The sequence below is a fragment of the Brevibacillus sp. NRRL NRS-603 genome (assembly GCF_003013445.1).
In the GTDB taxonomy this organism is placed as follows: Bacteria; Bacillota; Bacilli; order Brevibacillales; family Brevibacillaceae; genus Brevibacillus; species Brevibacillus formosus.
This window is the reverse complement of the sequence record NZ_PXZN01000016.1, coordinates 358,803-375,159: the sequence shown is the minus strand read 5'-3', so window position 1 is coordinate 375,159 and position 16,357 is coordinate 358,803. Positions and strand designations below refer to the sequence as shown.

At 46.0% G+C, this 16,357-nt stretch carries 16 protein-coding genes; 8 read left to right on the top strand and 8 right to left on the bottom strand.

Annotated features, from left to right (window positions below; genetic code table 11):
* Positions 1–267 precede the first annotated feature (267 nt).
* Positions 268–3,207 (top strand): collagenase, encoded by a 2,940-nt coding sequence (locus C7R94_RS17020; RefSeq protein ID WP_233220583.1) that lies wholly within the window; start codon positions 268–270, stop codon positions 3,205–3,207.
* A gap of 76 nt (positions 3,208–3,283) precedes the next feature.
* On the opposite strand, the gene C7R94_RS17015 is transcribed toward C7R94_RS17020, so the two are convergent.
* The 6 genes from C7R94_RS17015 to C7R94_RS16990 form a co-directional block, all read right to left on the bottom strand.
* On the bottom strand, positions 3,284–4,075 hold the full coding sequence (locus C7R94_RS17015) for a DUF4247 domain-containing protein (RefSeq protein ID WP_106783107.1): 792 nt from the start codon (positions 4,073–4,075) through the stop codon (positions 3,284–3,286).
* A gap of 17 nt (positions 4,076–4,092) precedes the next feature.
* Positions 4,093–4,599, bottom strand: coding sequence for a DUF4178 domain-containing protein (locus C7R94_RS17010; RefSeq protein WP_106783104.1), 507 nt, complete (start codon positions 4,597–4,599; stop codon positions 4,093–4,095).
* 25 nt (positions 4,600–4,624) lie between these two features.
* A complete protein-coding gene (locus C7R94_RS17005) occupies positions 4,625–5,029 on the bottom strand; it encodes a DUF350 domain-containing protein (protein ID WP_106783102.1) in 405 nt (134 codons plus the stop codon).
* A gap of 66 nt (positions 5,030–5,095) precedes the next feature.
* Positions 5,096–5,761, bottom strand: a complete 666-nt coding sequence (locus C7R94_RS17000) for a PspA/IM30 family protein (protein WP_047068302.1) — start codon at positions 5,759–5,761, stop codon at positions 5,096–5,098.
* A 121-nt stretch (positions 5,762–5,882) separates the two neighbouring features.
* Positions 5,883–8,138: a type IA DNA topoisomerase gene (locus tag C7R94_RS16995; RefSeq protein ID WP_106783099.1), complete on the bottom strand. Its 2,256-nt coding sequence runs from the start codon at positions 8,136–8,138 to the stop codon at positions 5,883–5,885.
* An 82-nt stretch (positions 8,139–8,220) separates the two neighbouring features.
* Entirely contained in the window at positions 8,221–9,354 is a 1,134-nt protein-coding gene (locus tag C7R94_RS16990; protein WP_106783096.1) for a DUF2515 domain-containing protein, read from the bottom strand.
* 55 nt (positions 9,355–9,409) lie between these two features.
* On the opposite strand from C7R94_RS16990, the gene shc reads away from it, so the two are divergent.
* A complete protein-coding gene (gene shc, locus C7R94_RS16985) occupies positions 9,410–11,308 on the top strand; it encodes a squalene--hopene cyclase (RefSeq protein ID WP_106783094.1) in 1,899 nt (632 codons plus the stop codon).
* 9 nt (positions 11,309–11,317) lie between these two features.
* Here the strand turns inward: shc and C7R94_RS16980 are convergent, their stop codons facing one another.
* Positions 11,318–11,515, bottom strand: a complete 198-nt coding sequence (locus tag C7R94_RS16980) for a hypothetical protein (RefSeq protein ID WP_106783091.1) — start codon at positions 11,513–11,515, stop codon at positions 11,318–11,320.
* Positions 11,516–11,662: 147 nt separating this feature from the next.
* On the opposite strand from C7R94_RS16980, the gene C7R94_RS16975 reads away from it, so the two are divergent.
* From C7R94_RS16975 to C7R94_RS16950, 6 genes are read left to right on the top strand one after another with little or no spacing between them, the layout of a single operon-like run.
* Positions 11,663–11,914 carry a spore germination protein gene (locus tag C7R94_RS16975; RefSeq protein WP_047068316.1) on the top strand — a complete coding sequence of 84 codons (252 nt, stop codon included), beginning with the start codon at positions 11,663–11,665 and terminating at the stop codon, positions 11,912–11,914.
* Positions 11,911–12,141, top strand: a complete 231-nt coding sequence (locus C7R94_RS16970) for a spore germination protein GerPB (protein WP_083995009.1) — start codon at positions 11,911–11,913, stop codon at positions 12,139–12,141. Before C7R94_RS16975 ends, C7R94_RS16970 begins: the two co-directional genes overlap by 4 nt.
* A 34-nt stretch (positions 12,142–12,175) precedes the next feature.
* Positions 12,176–12,790, top strand: a complete 615-nt coding sequence (gerPC, locus tag C7R94_RS16965) for a spore germination protein GerPC (protein ID WP_106783089.1) — start codon at positions 12,176–12,178, stop codon at positions 12,788–12,790.
* Positions 12,787–12,978 (top strand): hypothetical protein, encoded by a 192-nt coding sequence (locus C7R94_RS16960; protein ID WP_052773366.1) that lies wholly within the window; start codon positions 12,787–12,789, stop codon positions 12,976–12,978. Before gerPC ends, C7R94_RS16960 begins: the two co-directional genes overlap by 4 nt.
* Before the next feature lie 14 nt (positions 12,979–12,992).
* Positions 12,993–13,385 (top strand): spore germination protein GerPE, encoded by a 393-nt coding sequence (locus C7R94_RS16955; protein ID WP_106783085.1) that lies wholly within the window; start codon positions 12,993–12,995, stop codon positions 13,383–13,385.
* A gap of 3 nt (positions 13,386–13,388) precedes the next feature.
* Positions 13,389–13,604: a spore germination protein gene (locus tag C7R94_RS16950; RefSeq protein ID WP_047068320.1), complete on the top strand. Its 216-nt coding sequence runs from the start codon at positions 13,389–13,391 to the stop codon at positions 13,602–13,604.
* Between the two features lie 85 nt (positions 13,605–13,689).
* On the opposite strand, the gene ppsA is transcribed toward C7R94_RS16950, so the two are convergent.
* Complete coding sequence (gene ppsA / locus C7R94_RS16945) at positions 13,690–16,305, bottom strand: phosphoenolpyruvate synthase (RefSeq protein ID WP_106783082.1); 2,616 nt, start codon at positions 16,303–16,305, stop codon at positions 13,690–13,692.
* Positions 16,306–16,357: the final 52 nt, after the last annotated feature.

Here is a 16,357-nt window from a genome sequence, read left to right as displayed (position 1 = left end):
AACAAAGACTGTCGAATGCTGAATGCACATCCCTTCTTCTTTTGTCGATCAACAATCATGTTTTCGTCATAGGCAAACAAAAATCGCTCTCCTTCCATACTTACATAGCTACTTCTCTAGACATTCTTTTCTTTTCGTCAAATAGGAAGAAAGAGCTATATTCCATCATCTTTTGTTTTATTTGTAAGTATTTTCTTGTTGGATACCGATACTATAAAATATTCACTTCTACTTCCAAAATGAATGAAAAAGGAGTCAATGAAAGCTATGAATCGTTCATGGATTAGCATGGTAACAGCAGGATCAATTGCAATTTCAACGGTAGCGGCAGGCTTGCCACTAGCAGCTCAAGCCAAAAGTACACCGCCAAGCCCATCCCAAGAGCCTATTGATTCGCAGATTGGTCATACACCCGTTCAGGAAAACATGTCGAAGAGTCAGTTACGCCAAGCAGCCAAACAGGAGAAGTACAGCATCTCGCATCTGAAAACATTGGACAATTCAGAGCTTGTTGAATTGCTGAAGGAAATCAGTTGGACGCAAATCCCTGAGCTGTTTACTTACAACGACGACACCCAGGAATTTTATGAGGATCAGGAGCGGGTTCAGGCCATCATCGATGCCTTGCAAGAGAGTGGCAAGAACTTCACCAAGGATGACGAGCAGGGCATACATACATATGTAGAGGTTTTGCGTTCGGGGTATTACTTGGGGTACTACCATGATGAATTAAAGTATTTGATGGAGCCAAAGTATAAGCAAAAAATTATTCCAGCACTTCAAGCCATTACTACCAATCAAAATTTTGCCTTAGGCACAAAGACCCAAAACGAAATCATCAGTTCTACGGGAAAATTAATTAGCAACACGACTGTTGATTCAGAGACAATCGGTCTTCTGTCAAAAGTAATGGAGGACTTTAACGACAATCGGGATAAATGGTCAGATGATCGAGAAGCAAGCGAAGCTTTTTACAGCGTCCTCCAAGGTGTTGGCTATGTTCTGATTTGGGGAGCAGATGATTCAGAAAAAGATGAGCTGAAAGGCAGCATCGACGCATTTCTCGACCCCATTTTTGACATGTCCGAAAATGGGGAAACTTCCGCCGATCACGTATGGTTGACGAACAATGCCCTGTATTATACTGGGAAATTGGGAAGCTACTACAGTGATCCAGACAAAGCCAATGACATATTGACGAAAGCGATGAAAACGTATAAAAAGTGGAGCGAGCCATACTTCACCGCCGCGCAACAAATCGAGGAAGCATATGGCGAGGATGCCAATGGCAAAAAAATCGACCTCGATGAAATGGTGAAAGAAGGTAAAAAACATTATCTCCCGCAGCAGTTCACTTTTGATGACGGAGCGGTTGTGTTCAAAACGGGAGATAAACTAACTGAAGAACAGGTTGAGCGCTTGTATTGGGCATCCAAGGAAGTGAAGGCACAATTTCATCGTGTCATCGGCAATGACAAGGAGCTTGAGAGCGGCAATCCGGATGATGTACTGACTATTGTCATCTACAATACGCCTGATGAGTATAAAATGAATCGCTTCTTGTACGGATACGACACAGATAATGGCGGTATCTACATCGAGGGTACCGGCACTTTCTTCACCTACGATCGGACAAAAGAACAAAGCATCTACAGTCTGGAAGAGCTGTTCCGTCATGAATTCGTCCACTATTTGCAAGGCAGATATGAAGTGCCGGGCATGTGGGGACAGGGAAAGATTTATGAAAACAGTCGCTTGCCTTGGTATGAAGAAGGCGGAGCTGAGTTTTTCGCAGGCGCTACCCGAACAGAAGGTATCAAGCCTCGCCAGTCAGTTGTAGGCAATATTCGAAATGCAGCGCCTTATCTCGATTACACTGCAGCCGATATGATGCGTGCCAAATACGGAACCCTGGCATTCTACGACTACTCATTCGCGCTTCAGTACCATCTGTTCAAGAATGATTTTGCTCGTCTGGATAAAATCAACGATACAATCCGTTCCAATGATGTAGCTGCTTATGATGACATGATCGAAGAATTCAGCCGTGATCGCGCTCTTGAACGTGGCTACCAAGAAACGTTAGAGGATTTGATCGACCAGTATGAAGAGTTGGATGTTCCTCTCGTTTCAGATGATTACCTACAAAAAGTGGACGTGACGAGCAAAGAAGAGGTTTATCGTAAAATCGCAGAGGTTGCCTCTCTGACCGATGTAAAAACAGATGAAAAAGACTCTGGAGATTTCCGTAGCTTCACGTTGCGTGGGGTCTATACGGGTGGAGCTTCCCAAGGGGAATATCAGGATTGGCAAGAAATGAACCGCTCTACAGATGGATTCCTCAAGGAGTTGTCGACTCTTTCCTGGAATGGCTATGACACGGTTACGAGCTACTTCACCAATTATCGTACGACAAAAGATGGACGCTTTGCCTATGATGTCGTGTTCCACGGGAAGCTGGCACAAGAAGATGGCTCCGAAACGGAACAGCCAAATCCAAATCCAAATCCGAATCCCAATCCTGAGGAATCGTCAATTTCATTAGGTAAGCCAATAACTGGTATCATCCATCCTCAAAAAACGAGTCAGGAGTTCCGTCTCGATGTGAAATCAGCCCAACAGCTTCAAGTAGAGATGGAAACGAAGCAAGGAGATGGAGTGGCGTGGCTTGTATTCCACGAGTCTGATAGAGAGAACTATATCTCCTATCCCACCAAGCGTGAAGGCAACAAGCTAATCGGATCGTTCGATGCGAAACCAGGGACTTACTATGTAACTGCTTATACGTATCGTACAGGACAAGAGGACCAACCGTTTACTTTATTGGTTACGGGTGAAGATAGTCCGCGGGAGCAACTCTATCAAGAAAGCGAGAACAATGATTCTACCGAGCAAGCAAATGGTCCATTGCCGATAGGCACGACTGTTTCAGGGGACATGAAAGGAAACGATTGGCAAGATATCTTTGCCTTCCAAGTAGATAAACCAGAAGAAATACGTATTTCTTTAAACCCTCAAGAGGGACAAGGTGTGACTTGGATGCTATTCCACGAGGCAAATCTGGATCAGCCTGTAACGTACCCGCAAGAGCGGGAGGGAAATCTGCAAAGTGCCCATTATCAAGTACAGCCAGGCCGTTACTTCTTGCATGTGTACAAATATCAAAATGAAGACGTTGTGTATACGGTAGAGACCAAGCAGCGTTAATCAGCAAAACAAAAACACCCCCAAACGAGCTACAAAAATCGTTTGGGGGTGTTCGTTTCTTTCCTGTTTGTTACACTTATCGGCGTTTTGTAATCCGCCCAGATCCCCCTACCTTCGTTCGTGGGGGCGATTTGCTTTTCGGCGGGGAAAAGCTCGAACGTTTGGATGAGAAAGATCCACTCGAATTCGACGATTGACTGCTGGACGAACGAATAATTTTGCCTGAACTGCCGCTAGAAGATGATTCCGCCTGCTTCTTGAAAAGGCTGCCGTCAGAACCTACCGTACCATCCGCATTCTTCGCATTACCCCGTTTGAAAATACTTCCCGTACCCTCTTTGGTAATCGGCGGCGCTGCTTTTTTGTCCTCGGTTGTAGGAACACGATACGTTCCGGAAGGCTTGTATATGTCCTTGCTAGAGTAGCCACGATAGCTGCCCTTTGTGCTTTTCTTAAGCCCGTCGAACAAATCATCCAGTACGCTGGCTACGATATATCCCTGTAAAAATGAAGAATCGTAGTTTTGCCGGACGTACTCTTTGCTGTCGACCTCGATCAACGTATCCGTCGGCTTGGCAGCGTCTTGCTGCAAATGGTATATCTCGTTCGAATAAATGAGGAACATATGCTGCGGATCTTCTTTGGAGATTTCATCTGGCGTATTCTGCTCCGCCAGCTCCAAGGCTACTTCCGGTACGGTCTTGTTTTCTGCACGATAGATGCGTGACGACTGTCCATTGTCCTTGGTAGAGACAGATTCAAGTGGATATGTCTCGCCAACCGCAGGACTGCCACAACCCGCTAGCGTAAGGAGGAACAACGCCGGAATCAGCAGGAGCTTGATTGATTTCATCCATGGATTTGGCATGTACTTGTCCCTCCTCTCTATGTGCCGCGCAATACCTGTACGTCCGCTGGCAGAACACTTTCTCCCTCATAGAGCATGAAACGGCCATCCTGCCACTCGATCCGCAGCAACTGGCGTTGATCCGATTGGAATTGCCAGATATACTGCTCCCCTGACGTATGAAAAGGGGCTTTCCCCGCAACCTGAACGGAGCCATTATATTGCTCCTCCAAATGGTAGGTGGTATCGTCCATCTCGATGGTGGTCGGTACTTCGTCTATTGAATCCAGTCGTCCATCAATGACGCTATACAGATGATAGACGGTCTTCTCCCGTTCTTCGATATACAGGTAGCGAATGGTCGTTCCATCCTGCAACGTAAGCATCGTGGCTTTGCGACTCGCATTGCTTGCCTTCCCGATTACTTGATAGGTAACAAGAGATACATCGACTACATCACCCGGTCCCACCGTCAGGATGCTCTTCTCCGGTGCAGGAGGCTCATGCTTGGCAAAAATGTTTTGGATTCGCTTCATCAAACTCATGCTGTACTCCCTTCCCTTTCACGTCTTACAGACATGCAGCCAAAATCAAGGCACCAACGAGATGGAATGAACCAGCCATCATGGCATGTGCCACTTTTCCTTCCTGCGTCCCTTTTTCCAAGTCCAGTCCGGCTACTTGCTTTAACAGCCATTCCACGATTCTCTCCAAAAGGAACAGAATGATAAATGAGAGCACAGAAACGAGCAGTGCTGTCCACAATAAGTTGGAGGTAATAATGGATTGCGATAAGATATACCCTTGCGCAAACAGCTTCATGACAAAACGTGTCGTAACCGCGATGTTTCCGTTTTTAATTTCTGTGATGTCCTTGTATTTCGTAAACAACGAATCAATCCACATCAAAACAAAAAGCAAAATGCCGCCAGCTCCTGTCCAAACCAGCATCCCTACTATTTCTGTCCATGTCAAAGCGAATCACTCCACTTTCGTCAAGGTGTTTAAGGTCTGAAAAAAAGGGAAACCGCCCGAAGCGGTTTACCCCTCATATTTTTTCATCAGAGCAGCCAGTTCGTCCTCGACGGCTTGATCCTTATTCAGCTTCGCAATTTCATCATCTAAAGAGCTCTGTTTTTTGTAAATCTCGCCGCTGGCTTCTGCTTCTGCTTCCATTTGCAGCGCTTTTTCTTCCATGCGCTTCAAGCCAGCCATAGCCGAGTTCGTGTCGAAACCACCCATCGCCTGATTGATCGTCTTTTGCGCTTTTGCTGCATTAACGCGGGCAACCAATGTCTCGCGCTTGTTTTTCAGTTCGGTAATCTGTTTTTTCATTTCAGCCAGCTTCTCGCGCAATCCATCGGCTGCCAGCTTGTTTTTCTCGTAGCTGTCCTTGTATTCGTTCATCTTTTGCTCGGCAGCTTTCTTTTCTTCAAGAGCCCGTCGAGCCAGATCAATGTTCTGTGCTTGTGCTGCGATGTGAGCTTGCTCATCACGCTTTTTCACCAAGGCTTCCTGTTCTTCATACAGCACCTTGAATTTCTTTTCTAAAGCAATCTGAGCAGCAACCGCTTTTTCTGCTTCATTCAAGTCTTCTTGCATATCACGCAAATACTGGTCTGTCATTTTGATTGGATCTTCCGCTTTCTCGATCAAAGCGTACAAATTGGACATGGTCAAATCACGCAGTCTTTTAAAAATGGACATGGATTATTCCTCCTTAGGTACGTGCTAGGTAGTTCGGCCTAAATTAGCCGTCCCCGTTATACATGTATTTACGAAAGTTACGCAAGTAAGTTTCAACAATTTATTTTTTTGGCTTACTTTACTACTCGAAAGTAAGTTCGCCCGATTCTACACTTTTCAATATAAGTTTTGCTTGAAATTGTGTTCCATCCTGACGTTCAAGCTTCATTTTACCCGTTTTGCCTTTTTCAATAAGTGCTTTAATCTGTGTATCCGTTAGCATACGCCCGTAATTCTCTTTCCATATGACGAATTTACAGCCCACGTTGTAATTCGAACAACCGTAACCTTTGCGTCCCATGAATATGGAGCCTCCGCAACCCGGCCGTGGACATTTGGCGATAATACTCGAAGTTGTAGTAGCGGTCTTTGCTACTGTTCGAGTTGAAGCCTTTGTAGTGGCAGTCCTGCCACCTGATCTGCCTGTACTTCGCCCGCCAGCTCGTCCTCTCGTTTTCGAAGATCCTTTCTGAGTGGTACTCTCACTCTCAAACAAGGTCTTCTCCGCTCGAGACTGTACACGAACCTTTTCTACGATCATCGTAGCGAATTTCTTCACATTCTCCATAAATTGCCCGTCGGAGGCAGTCCCTCGGGAGATCTCATTTAAGCGGCGCTCCCAATGCCCCGTCATTTCAGGAGAGGTTAATAGTTCGATTCCTGCTCCCCTAATCAATTCGATAACCGTTCGGCCTTTTAGCGTAAGTTGAACCTTTTTTCCCTGCATCTCCACGTACCCGACCTTTTTCAGTCGTTCGATGGTAGCGGCACGAGTGGCCGGAGTTCCCAAACCAGATTCTTTCATCGCATCACGCAGTTCCTCGTCCTCGATTTGCTTGCCTGCGCTTTCCATGGCCTTTAGAAGCGTTCCTTCCGTATAATGCTTGGGCGGCTGTGTTTCTTTCTCCTTCACCACAGCATCCGAGCATACTACGCTGGCATCAGGTAGAATGATAAAAGGCTCGTTAACCTCAATCTCTTCTTTTTCCTCTTCTTCTTTGGCCGCACCTTTCACATTCTTGGGCTTTTCCTTTTGCTGATCGGCGTAAATAATCTTCCAACCGAGACTTTTCCGTTCTTTCACCGACGTTTTGAACATTTCACTCTCCACATCGGTTATGACCGTATGCATCTTATATTCAGCCGGTGGATAGAACTGTGAAAGAAAGCGGCGAACGATCAAATCGTATATCTTCTGCTCATCTGGCGTTAGCCCTGAAGCCTTGCGATTTGTCGGCAGGATAGCGTGGTGGTCGTCTACTTTTGCTGGATTGCATATAAATTTGTTGCCTTTATGAACCAAGCTGCGGTTTGCACCCTTTACCAGATCGTCATATCCAGTGCCTTGCAAGGACGACAAGGTGTTGTGCATTTCGGGAATATTTTGCTCTGTCACATAATTGGAATTCGTCCTCGGATAAGAAATCACTTTGTGTTTTTCATAGAGTGCCTGCGCTAAATCCAAGGTTTTCTTGGCGGAAAAACCGTATTTGCCATTGGCCTCACGTTGCAGCAATGTCAGGTCATACAACTTGAATGGATACTCCTTGGTATCCTTGACTTCGTAGGATGCGATCCGCCCTTGTTTTCCTTTCACTTTACGAGCCAGCATTTCCGCTTTAGATGGATCGGTTAAGCGATCACCTTGCCAAAGACCCTTGTAAGCCCTCTCACCCTGCGAAAAATGCCCTTCCACTTGAAAAAATGTAACCGATGAGAAAGCCTCAATCTGTTTCTGCCGATCATAAATGAGAGCAAGGACAGGGGTCTGTACTCGTCCGACAGAAAGGAGCACGTTATGTTTGGTTGTAAATGCACGTGAGCCATTCATCCCGATTAGCCAATCGGCTTCACTGCGAGCTTTTGCTGCCCTCGTTAAGTTTTCATAGGCTGCGGCATCCTTCATCTCCGCAAATCCTTTCCTGATTGTTTCAGGGGTCAAGTCCGAGATCCACAGTCTTTTAACGGGGTGGCTCAATTTTAGATGTCGTTGAATGAGTGAAAATATGTGTTGACCTTCCCGCCCGGCATCGCATGCATTAATCAGCAGATTGCTTCGTTTGGCCAACTGCCCGATTATTTTTAGCTGATCGATTGTTTTCCGATTCGGCACTAGCTTAAATGAATCGGGAATGATAGGAAGATCATTTATGTTCCACTTTTTATATTTTGGGTCGTATGCCTCCGGTTCCGCCAGTTCAATTAAGTGTCCGATCGCCCACGTAATAATGTATTTTTCACCTTCTAAATAGGTGCGGTGATTTTTCGCTTTAGGATCTATTGCGGCAGCAATATTTCGTCCCATGTCAGGTTTCTCCGCAATAATTAATATCTTCAAATGGTTATCGCTCCTTCTAAAACTCTCTAAGGCTGTCGAGGTTCAGTCTAACGTTTTGGATTCCTCTCTATTTTACTACAAGTTAGCCAAGTATTCTCGTTCTGGCTACGACAGCCCATTCGATTTTTGCCAACGCCTGGCAATACGCTTCACTCATCTCCACTGCATTTGCTGTCTCCTCCGTACGAGTCAGCATACGCCATACATCACTCTTCTTTTTGTACCACTCTAACTCCTTTGGCGGCTCATGGTGGATAGGTCGCCAAACTTGACGCAGCGTTGGGGAAAACAACCGCTTTGACCCTTGGCGCAGCTGACAGTTCATTAGCTTTGCCTGATAAGACTTGCCAGGAGCTGTATCATTCACATCGTGAAAAAGATGGGGCCAATAATCTTTTCGCGAACCTGTGTGTGGCTGTTCCAATGCCCAAGCGTACGCCGCCTCCTGCCTGTTCGTTGCCCCAAACAGCTGACTGTACAGCCTTTTTCCCAAGCTGATTCTCTCTGGTAAAGAGGCAAAATGAAACACTTGCTCACCCGCGAGCTGCAAGGAGCTTCCCTGCTCATCAGCCACTTTCCGATGTGGAAGCAAGATCACATTCAGTTGCAAAAGCTCCTGAAGGGCAAAGGGGATTGTGCGGACAACTGAATTTTGATAGGCCGTGTCTTTCATCACCTGTTCTTCCAAGTAGTTTTGTTCATTGATGATCAAACCAATGGCGAGCAGCTCTTTATCCGTCGTCTTCCAAAAATGATTCCAGATTGCCTGCATGAAAGTTGAGACCCCTAGATGAGGCAGTAAATAAAAAAGGTTGGTCTGTCGCCTGACACTCTCTTCATACAGTAACAATTGAGGGTACGCATCGTGAAAAATCAGCCAGTTTCCCCGCTCCAAAAACGAAAAATAATCCTGCTGCTCTTTTGCTCGAAGCAAGCGAGGCAATAATTCTCCCCGCAAATCGGTCATACTCCATCCCGCATTGCGCGATACGAGATGGGCCAATAACGCCCAATGAATTTGTGGATGTTTTCGATAAAATGACAAATAGGCGCGCGTTCTGTCTATGTTGTCACGGTTGTGGGCAAACGTCTCCTGTTTAATCCGCTCTACGGTCTTTTGTTCATGTGCTGGCAATGGTGCTGTCGCCGTACGGACTTTCCCCAGATTCATGGCAAGCGGCAGACGTGATGCGTATTGGTACCACGACAAACCCATCGATGCTCTTCCCCCTCTCTCCTCAGGCGGCGTATTTTATCGGGAGGTGAATGAGTTGCGTGAAGTCCAGCAAGAAATTAACCGCATTCAAGCCTTTTTGTTACAGCGCCAGCAAGAGGATGGCACTTGGCGCTTTTGTCTGGAAAGCTCACCGATGACAGATTCTCACATGATCATCCTATTGCGTACGCTGGGGATTCATGATGAGCGTTTGATGGAGAAGCTCACTGCTCACATCACGTCTCTCCAACACGATAATGGGGCATGGAAGCTGTATCCTGACGAGCATGAAGGTCATCTGTCTACGACCATTGATTCGTATTACGCTCTGCTGTTATCAGGCAAATATACGAAGAACGAACCGAGAATGGCTCTGGCTCGCTCGTTTATTTTGGAAAAGGGTGGGCTTACACAAGCGAACATGCTGACCAAATTTGCCACAGCCTTGACAGGCCAATACCAGTGGCCCTCGCATTTTCTCGTTCCCGTCGAGATTGCTTTATTGCACCCGAGCTTCCCTGTCAGCTTTTACGATTTTGTCGGGTACGCTCGTGTCCATCTTGCCCCCATGATGATTGTGGCTGATCGCAAGTATGTAAAAAAGCCTGACAATGCGCCAGACTTGTCCGATCTATACGCAGATACACCTATCTCTCGCGGTCAATATCCGCATCGATTCCTAGAGAATTTCCTCAAAGAAGGGCAATCGTTCCTCGCCACCATCCACGATTCCTTGCAGCGGCTCCCCTTTTTACCCGGACAATTACACAAGCTCGCCCTACGGCGCCTGGAACAATACATCCTGGCACGAATCGAGCCGGACGGTACTCTGTACAATTATTCGACCTCTACCTTTTTTATGATATTTGCGCTGCTCGCTCGGGGGCTTTCTCCGAAAGACCCACTTATCCAAAAAGCGATGCAGGGACTTACGAATAGTATTTTCGATTATGAAAGCGGAGCACACTTGCAGCTAGCTACCTCAGCCGTCTGGGACACGGCGCTCTTGACTTCTTCTCTGCAAAAAAGCGGACTCTCTACCACACATCCCGCGATTCAAAAAGCAAACCGCTACCTTCTCCAGAAACAGCAGCATACGTACGGTGACTGGAAAATCCGCAATCCAAAAGGAAAGCCTGGCGGTTGGGGCTTTTCTGACTACAACACCATGAACCCGGATATTGATGATACAACAGCTGCTCTGCGCTCTCTACGCCTGCTCGCCCGTACGGATATGACAGCAGCAACCGCTTGGAAACGCGGTCTCGAATGGCTATTATCCATGCAAAACGCCGATGGAGGCTGGCCTGCTTTTGAACGAAACACCGATGCTGATTTCATTCGCCACCTGCCCATAGAAGGAGCCGATACCGTCAGTACAGATCCGTCCTCTGCCGATTTGACAGGGAGAACCTTGGAATTTCTCGGAAACGATGCCGGACGAACATTGACTGACCCGCATGTAGAAAAAGGAGTCCGCTGGCTTCTCAAACATCAAGAGTCAGACGGCTCCTGGTATGGACGTTGGGGAATTGCTTACCTATACGGCACTTGGGCTGCGATTACGGGGCTGATAGCCGTTGGCTTCTCCCCTACTGATCCCGCCATCCAAAAAGCGGTTGCGTGGCTGGTTGCCAACCAAAATCCCGACGGCGGCTGGGGGGAATCTTGCCAAAGCGACCAGAAAAAAACGTACGTCCCCCTCGGAGCAAGCACTCCCTCGCAGACAGCATGGGCAATCGATGCACTGATAGCCGTGTCATCCAAGCCGACGGCAGAGCTGCAACGAGGGATTCACTATTTGCTCACTCACAATCAAGCAACTGACTGGACAACTAGCTACCCGACTGGCGGGGGACGCCCTGGCGGCACTTACTTTGCTTATCACAGCTATCGTTGGATTTGGCCGTTGCTGGCTCTCAGCCACTATCAGGCCAAATACGCGAATACGTGAAAATCGCCGCTACCCTCTTCGCAAACCAAGGTCTAACGGCTGGATAGGAACCTGTGGTGAATAAATCACGGCATGTAGCGGCGTATCAAAAATAGAGTAGCAGGAAAGGACATCGGTGTCCCCAATCAGTACAATCGACGATTTAGTTACTCCACCAAAGCTGAAATCACCGACGTCTATTTTTTTATTCGTCACCTTCATATTCATGGAACTTTTTCTCCTTTTCCTAAAACTCGTGCCTATCCCTACATCGTATGCAGCTCGCACTGGTTCGGTCGCAAAAACAGGTATGAACACCCAATGGCCTACGACATACAATACAGAGAGGATCTCTCCCAAAAGGATGTGCCGAACATGCCAGCATTCGTTGGAGTCATCAATGTAAACAACGTGGACGGCGTTTTCAATGTCGGAGACGTCCGTAAAATCGCACCTACCAGCTACGCCAAAACCTTCGCGGGTGGAGGATCATTCAATTCTGGTACGAATTTGTCCTTCAAAATTCCACATAGCGTCGTCTACGTCAATGAACAATCCGAAAATGATATCCCGCTTTTTGTAGAAGAAACAAACGATTTCAGGGCAAAGGGACGAGATTTCGCATGAATTTTTTTGTTACGCAGCATATCGTAATCCATTCGCTTAAGATAGATGGCATAAGCAACTCTTCGGTGTGCCAAATAGGAAGCGCAGGGATTATCAAGCCCGTTTCCAAGCTGTACAACACCGGCGGATTCACAGAGCCAGCTCCACAGTTGGGGCCTCTTCCCACAACCGGTTCGGAAGAATTCGTGCCCCTCATTCCGTTGGTTTCTCCCTCGCGGCTTCGCTAACCCGCTTTATGCTAGATGAAGAAGGATGGTCGTCATGTACATGGATCCCGAAATGATGCAGTATTTTCAACAGTTACATGACTATATACAATTGCAAAACCAAAAGATCGAGAAGATGAAGCAAATGCTTGAACAGCTGCAGCAAGATGTAAATGATCTTAAGGAAAAACAGATCCCTTCCGTCATCAAGAACGAGTACAAATTCGATCTGCTAAAGGTTGAGCGACTGGAAGGGACTCTCAATATCGGCTTAAACCCAAAAGGAAATGATGCTGGAATCGGTGATTTTTCCATCAATCAATCGATGGATGTCCCTAATCCGCACCAAAGCAATGCCCCGCTTTTTGACCGTGTCCAGAAAGAAATTTATCAATACCTGGAGACAGATGCCTACCGCGTTCTTGAAAATATCGAAACAGAGTGCAACTATCCACTGGATAACAATTATCGGGCCTTTATTTTGGATGACATAAAAAAACAGATCGATCAGCGGATTAAGTATTACCTGAGCGAGCTCCCTACTGATGAACTAGAACCAGAGCAACTCGATGTTATTGTGCAAAACACAGTCCAAAAGGTCAAACGGGATATCAACAAGACCTGCGAAACATTCGTGAAAAATTTGCCTCGGGAGGTGAACGAATCATGATGAGGTATCAAGTGATAAACGAAGCCATTTGTGTAAAGAAGATCTCCGTCGGTGCGCTCTCTTCTGCCGCTTCTTTGTTTATTGGAGACACACAGACTGTAGACCTCAGAGCGATTTATGAAACCCCACCCGAAAAAATGATTGTCGGGGCCTCGATCCCGATTGATACTGCTCTGCCTGCTTCATAAGGAGGGTTGTCTCCATGTACCGAAGGACCAGTCATGTCCACAAGCTGGATGTTATCTCGGTCGATACCTCATCTGTTCTGCAAATAGGTGATTCCCAGCAGATTGATGCTGTCTCGAACATTTTAGCCGTCCAACGCGAACAGGCCATTTTCTATGAAAATGAATTTATGTTCGAGGATTACTCGGTCTTTTCCGTTCCTTTAACTCCTCCAAGTCTCTCAGAACCGATTTGCATTGATACGTTCCACGACTGTCCGTACATTTTCATTCGAAAAGTGGAAGTCCCTTTCGTTGCAGGAGCGTCCGTCGTCCATCTTGGTTCTAACGAATCCATTACACTCGAAACGCGTATCGTTAATATTCGTCACATTTTCCAAAATGATCCAAACGCTGGAGGGAGGAGATAGCCTGTGCCTTCTGTCATTGGAGCTGTCAATATCAATAGCAATTCAGGTACTGTTAACTTCGGAGACACCCTCAACATATCGCCAAAAACAGCCTCCAAGACATTCTCCGGTTCAGGAGGCGGCAACACAGGTAACGTCGTCAACACACTCAATGGTGTCAACGCAACCAATACTTTGGACCCCAATGTCGTCGATCAACCGATGTTTGGGAACATCTAATCCCTGCAGTGTTAATGTTTTTTCATTGACACTGTTTTTATTTTGGCTGAAAAACGAAACAAAAAGGAGGCACGAGGCCCCCTGACTACAATATTTCAATATACCCTTCTGTTCCATGCACGCGAATTCGTTGCCCGTCTTTTATCAGTGTCGTAGCATTTTCCACGCCGACAACTGCTGGTAAGCCATATTCACGCGCGATAACTGCTCCATGGGTCATCAGTCCACCAACTTCGGTGACAAGACCTTTTATGGATACAAACAACGGTGTCCAGCCAGGATCAGTAAAGGAGGTGACTAATATATCTCCATCTTCTAGGTCTGCATCTTCCATGTTTAAGATGACGCGTGCTCGCCCCTCTATGACGCCGGCAGAAACAGGTAGACCTACAAGCGCATTGGCTGGCAGATTTTCCCGCTTGTACTCACCAGCAATAATTTCACCATCAGATGTGATTACACGTGGGGGAGTCAGTTTTTCAAAAAACTTGTATTCGTTTTTTCGTTTGCTGATGATCTCATCATCCAATTTGTTTGTGCGTACGACCTCGTGAAGCTCTTCAAAGGTGAGATAGTATATATCTTCCGTTTCATGAATGACGCCTGTTTGTACGAGCTGTTCGGCTTCTTTCAGTAAAGCCTGCTTATAAACGAAGTAGCGATTCATCATGCCGTATTTCGGATATTCCCGGTAGCCGATGAAATTCCGGATGAGGTCGATCATTTGTTTGGTTTCTTTGGCTTTTTGTTCACCATCCGGTAATTGCTTCAATCTCTCTATTAACTCTTGCTCTTTTTCCAAAGCTTCCTGTCGCCCTTGTTCGAATTTCCGCTTGCCAGCATTCGGCTCAAAGTTTTTGATGTTACCTAGAATCATGGGGACAAGCATGATTGGTTTTTCACTCCAACGCGTTTTCGTTATATCGATTTCTCCGGAACATCGCATCCCGTATTTGGTGAGATAAGCATAGATTGCGTCTTGCGTCTCCTGTCCGCCTTCAAACTGAACCAATTCATCTAAAAAGCTATCATCTTTTACATGCTGTAAAAAATCAATGACTTCTGGATAAGGACGAATGACATCTGCAACATCCATGAGCGCCAGACCCATTTCCGAAGTAATATTGTTTGACACAGATTGAGACAGCGTGTCTGCTACGTTTTTTTCCCCTAACCACATGTTCATTTTTTCATTGATCCATTTTGAAGCATTCATAGCAGCCGTAATCACACCTATGTTTTGTGGATCAAATAATATCTTCTTTAATTTCTGGATGTCTTCCCGAATAAAATCAAATAAATCCGGTCCTGATTTTGTTTGGATGTTATGCTTTACCTCTGCGATCGAACTTTGACTGCGCTTTATCAAAACAGAAACAATTGCCGGATCGTTTTCGAATTGTTCTTGAAAACCAAAAGACGCCATGCCTTTATTGCTTTTCCCGGGATTCTGTTCATTTTTATCATTTGGAGACGATTGTATAAAATCGCCTCGCTCTAGGACGGTCATAAGTGCGTCTTTGATAAGCGGATCGGATTGTCCCAGGGTATCTAATATATTTTGTCTGCTGTCAGGTGAAGCCAACATTTTTGTAACATCAACAAATAACCTTCCACCCGCTTTGCTCATCGGTGCGGGAGTCATTAACAGGAAAAAAGACAGTCCCAATGGTTTTAAAGGGTCGGTCATCATTTGTTGATGGCCAACAGATACATAGACGTGATTTTCTTGATCATTCGCTTCAGGAATCGGGTATAAAGTCGTGATTGGTCGGCTCTGCACAATATAAAAGGTATCATCAACCAAACACCATTCGATATCTTGCGGGCAACCAAAATAAGCTTCGATCTGTCTTCCAATGTGGGCTAGTTGTAAAATTTGTTGTTCCGTAAGTGTTTGGGTCTTTTGCTGATCAGGATCGATCTGCTTTGTCTCTGTTCCGCCTTCTTTTCGTCCATAGATAGCCAAATTTTTGGTTGCTATCCTCTTATCGACGATTTCTGCTTCCCGCACTTTATAACAATCAGCAGATACCAGACCAGAGACCAGTGCCTCTCCAAGTCCAAAACTGGCATCGATGGATAGCACTTTCCGGTTGGATGTAATAGGATCAGCGGTAAATAAAATTCCGGAAGCCTGTGGGAAAACCATCTTTTGTACGATAACGGATAAATAAACATGCCTGTGGTCAAATCCATTTTGCATACGGTAGATGACAGCGCGGTCCGTAAAGAGGGAAGCCCAGCATTTGCTAATGTGCCGCAAGATTGCATCTTTGCCAATGATATTTAAATAAGTGTCTTGCTGACCTGCAAAAGAGGCATGTGGTAAATCTTCAGCAGTGGCACTAGAACGCACTGCATAAGCATGCTCCTCTCCAAATTGGGAGAGAGAATGAGTAACGGCTTTCACAACATCGGAAGGAATTTCTGCTTCCATAATGTTTTGTCGAATCTTCCTGCTGATTTCTTTGATTTGTTCTCGGTCTTGTACTTTTAGCATGGTTAGTCGATCCAACAACGCATGGTGCGTTTCGTTTTGTTCGATGGCCTTTTGATATCCGACTGTTGTTACACAAAATCCTTCTGGTACTTGTATTCCTTGAATTTTTGACAATTCCCCTAAATGTAACCCTTTTCCGCCAACAAGCAAAAGCTGCGTTTTTTCCATTTCCTGAAACCCGAGAACCAAAGAACTCATTCAATATCTCCCCTAACCATTCAATTGAGAAAAAAACATTTGACAAGAGTTC

Coding starts and splice junctions, on each gene's coding strand:
- C7R94_RS17020 (WP_233220583.1), top strand. CDS start 268: ATGAATCGTTCATGGATTAGCATGGTAACAGCAGGATCAATTGCAATT.
- C7R94_RS17015 (WP_106783107.1), bottom strand. CDS start 4,075: ATGCCAAATCCATGGATGAAATCAATCAAGCTCCTGCTGATTCCGGCG.
- C7R94_RS17010 (WP_106783104.1), bottom strand. CDS start 4,599: ATGAGTTTGATGAAGCGAATCCAAAACATTTTTGCCAAGCATGAGCCT.
- C7R94_RS17000 (WP_047068302.1), bottom strand. CDS start 5,761: ATGTCCATTTTTAAAAGACTGCGTGATTTGACCATGTCCAATTTGTAC.
- C7R94_RS16990 (WP_106783096.1), bottom strand. CDS start 9,354: ATGGGTTTGTCGTGGTACCAATACGCATCACGTCTGCCGCTTGCCATG.
- C7R94_RS16980 (WP_106783091.1), bottom strand. CDS start 11,515: ATGAATATGAAGGTGACGAATAAAAAAATAGACGTCGGTGATTTCAGC.
- C7R94_RS16975 (WP_047068316.1), top strand. CDS start 11,663: ATGCCAGCATTCGTTGGAGTCATCAATGTAAACAACGTGGACGGCGTT.
- C7R94_RS16970 (WP_083995009.1), top strand. CDS start 11,911: ATGAATTTTTTTGTTACGCAGCATATCGTAATCCATTCGCTTAAGATA.
- gerPC (WP_106783089.1), top strand. CDS start 12,176: ATGTACATGGATCCCGAAATGATGCAGTATTTTCAACAGTTACATGAC.
- C7R94_RS16960 (WP_052773366.1), top strand. CDS start 12,787: ATGATGAGGTATCAAGTGATAAACGAAGCCATTTGTGTAAAGAAGATC.
- C7R94_RS16955 (WP_106783085.1), top strand. CDS start 12,993: ATGTACCGAAGGACCAGTCATGTCCACAAGCTGGATGTTATCTCGGTC.
- ppsA (WP_106783082.1), bottom strand. CDS start 16,305: ATGAGTTCTTTGGTTCTCGGGTTTCAGGAAATGGAAAAAACGCAGCTT.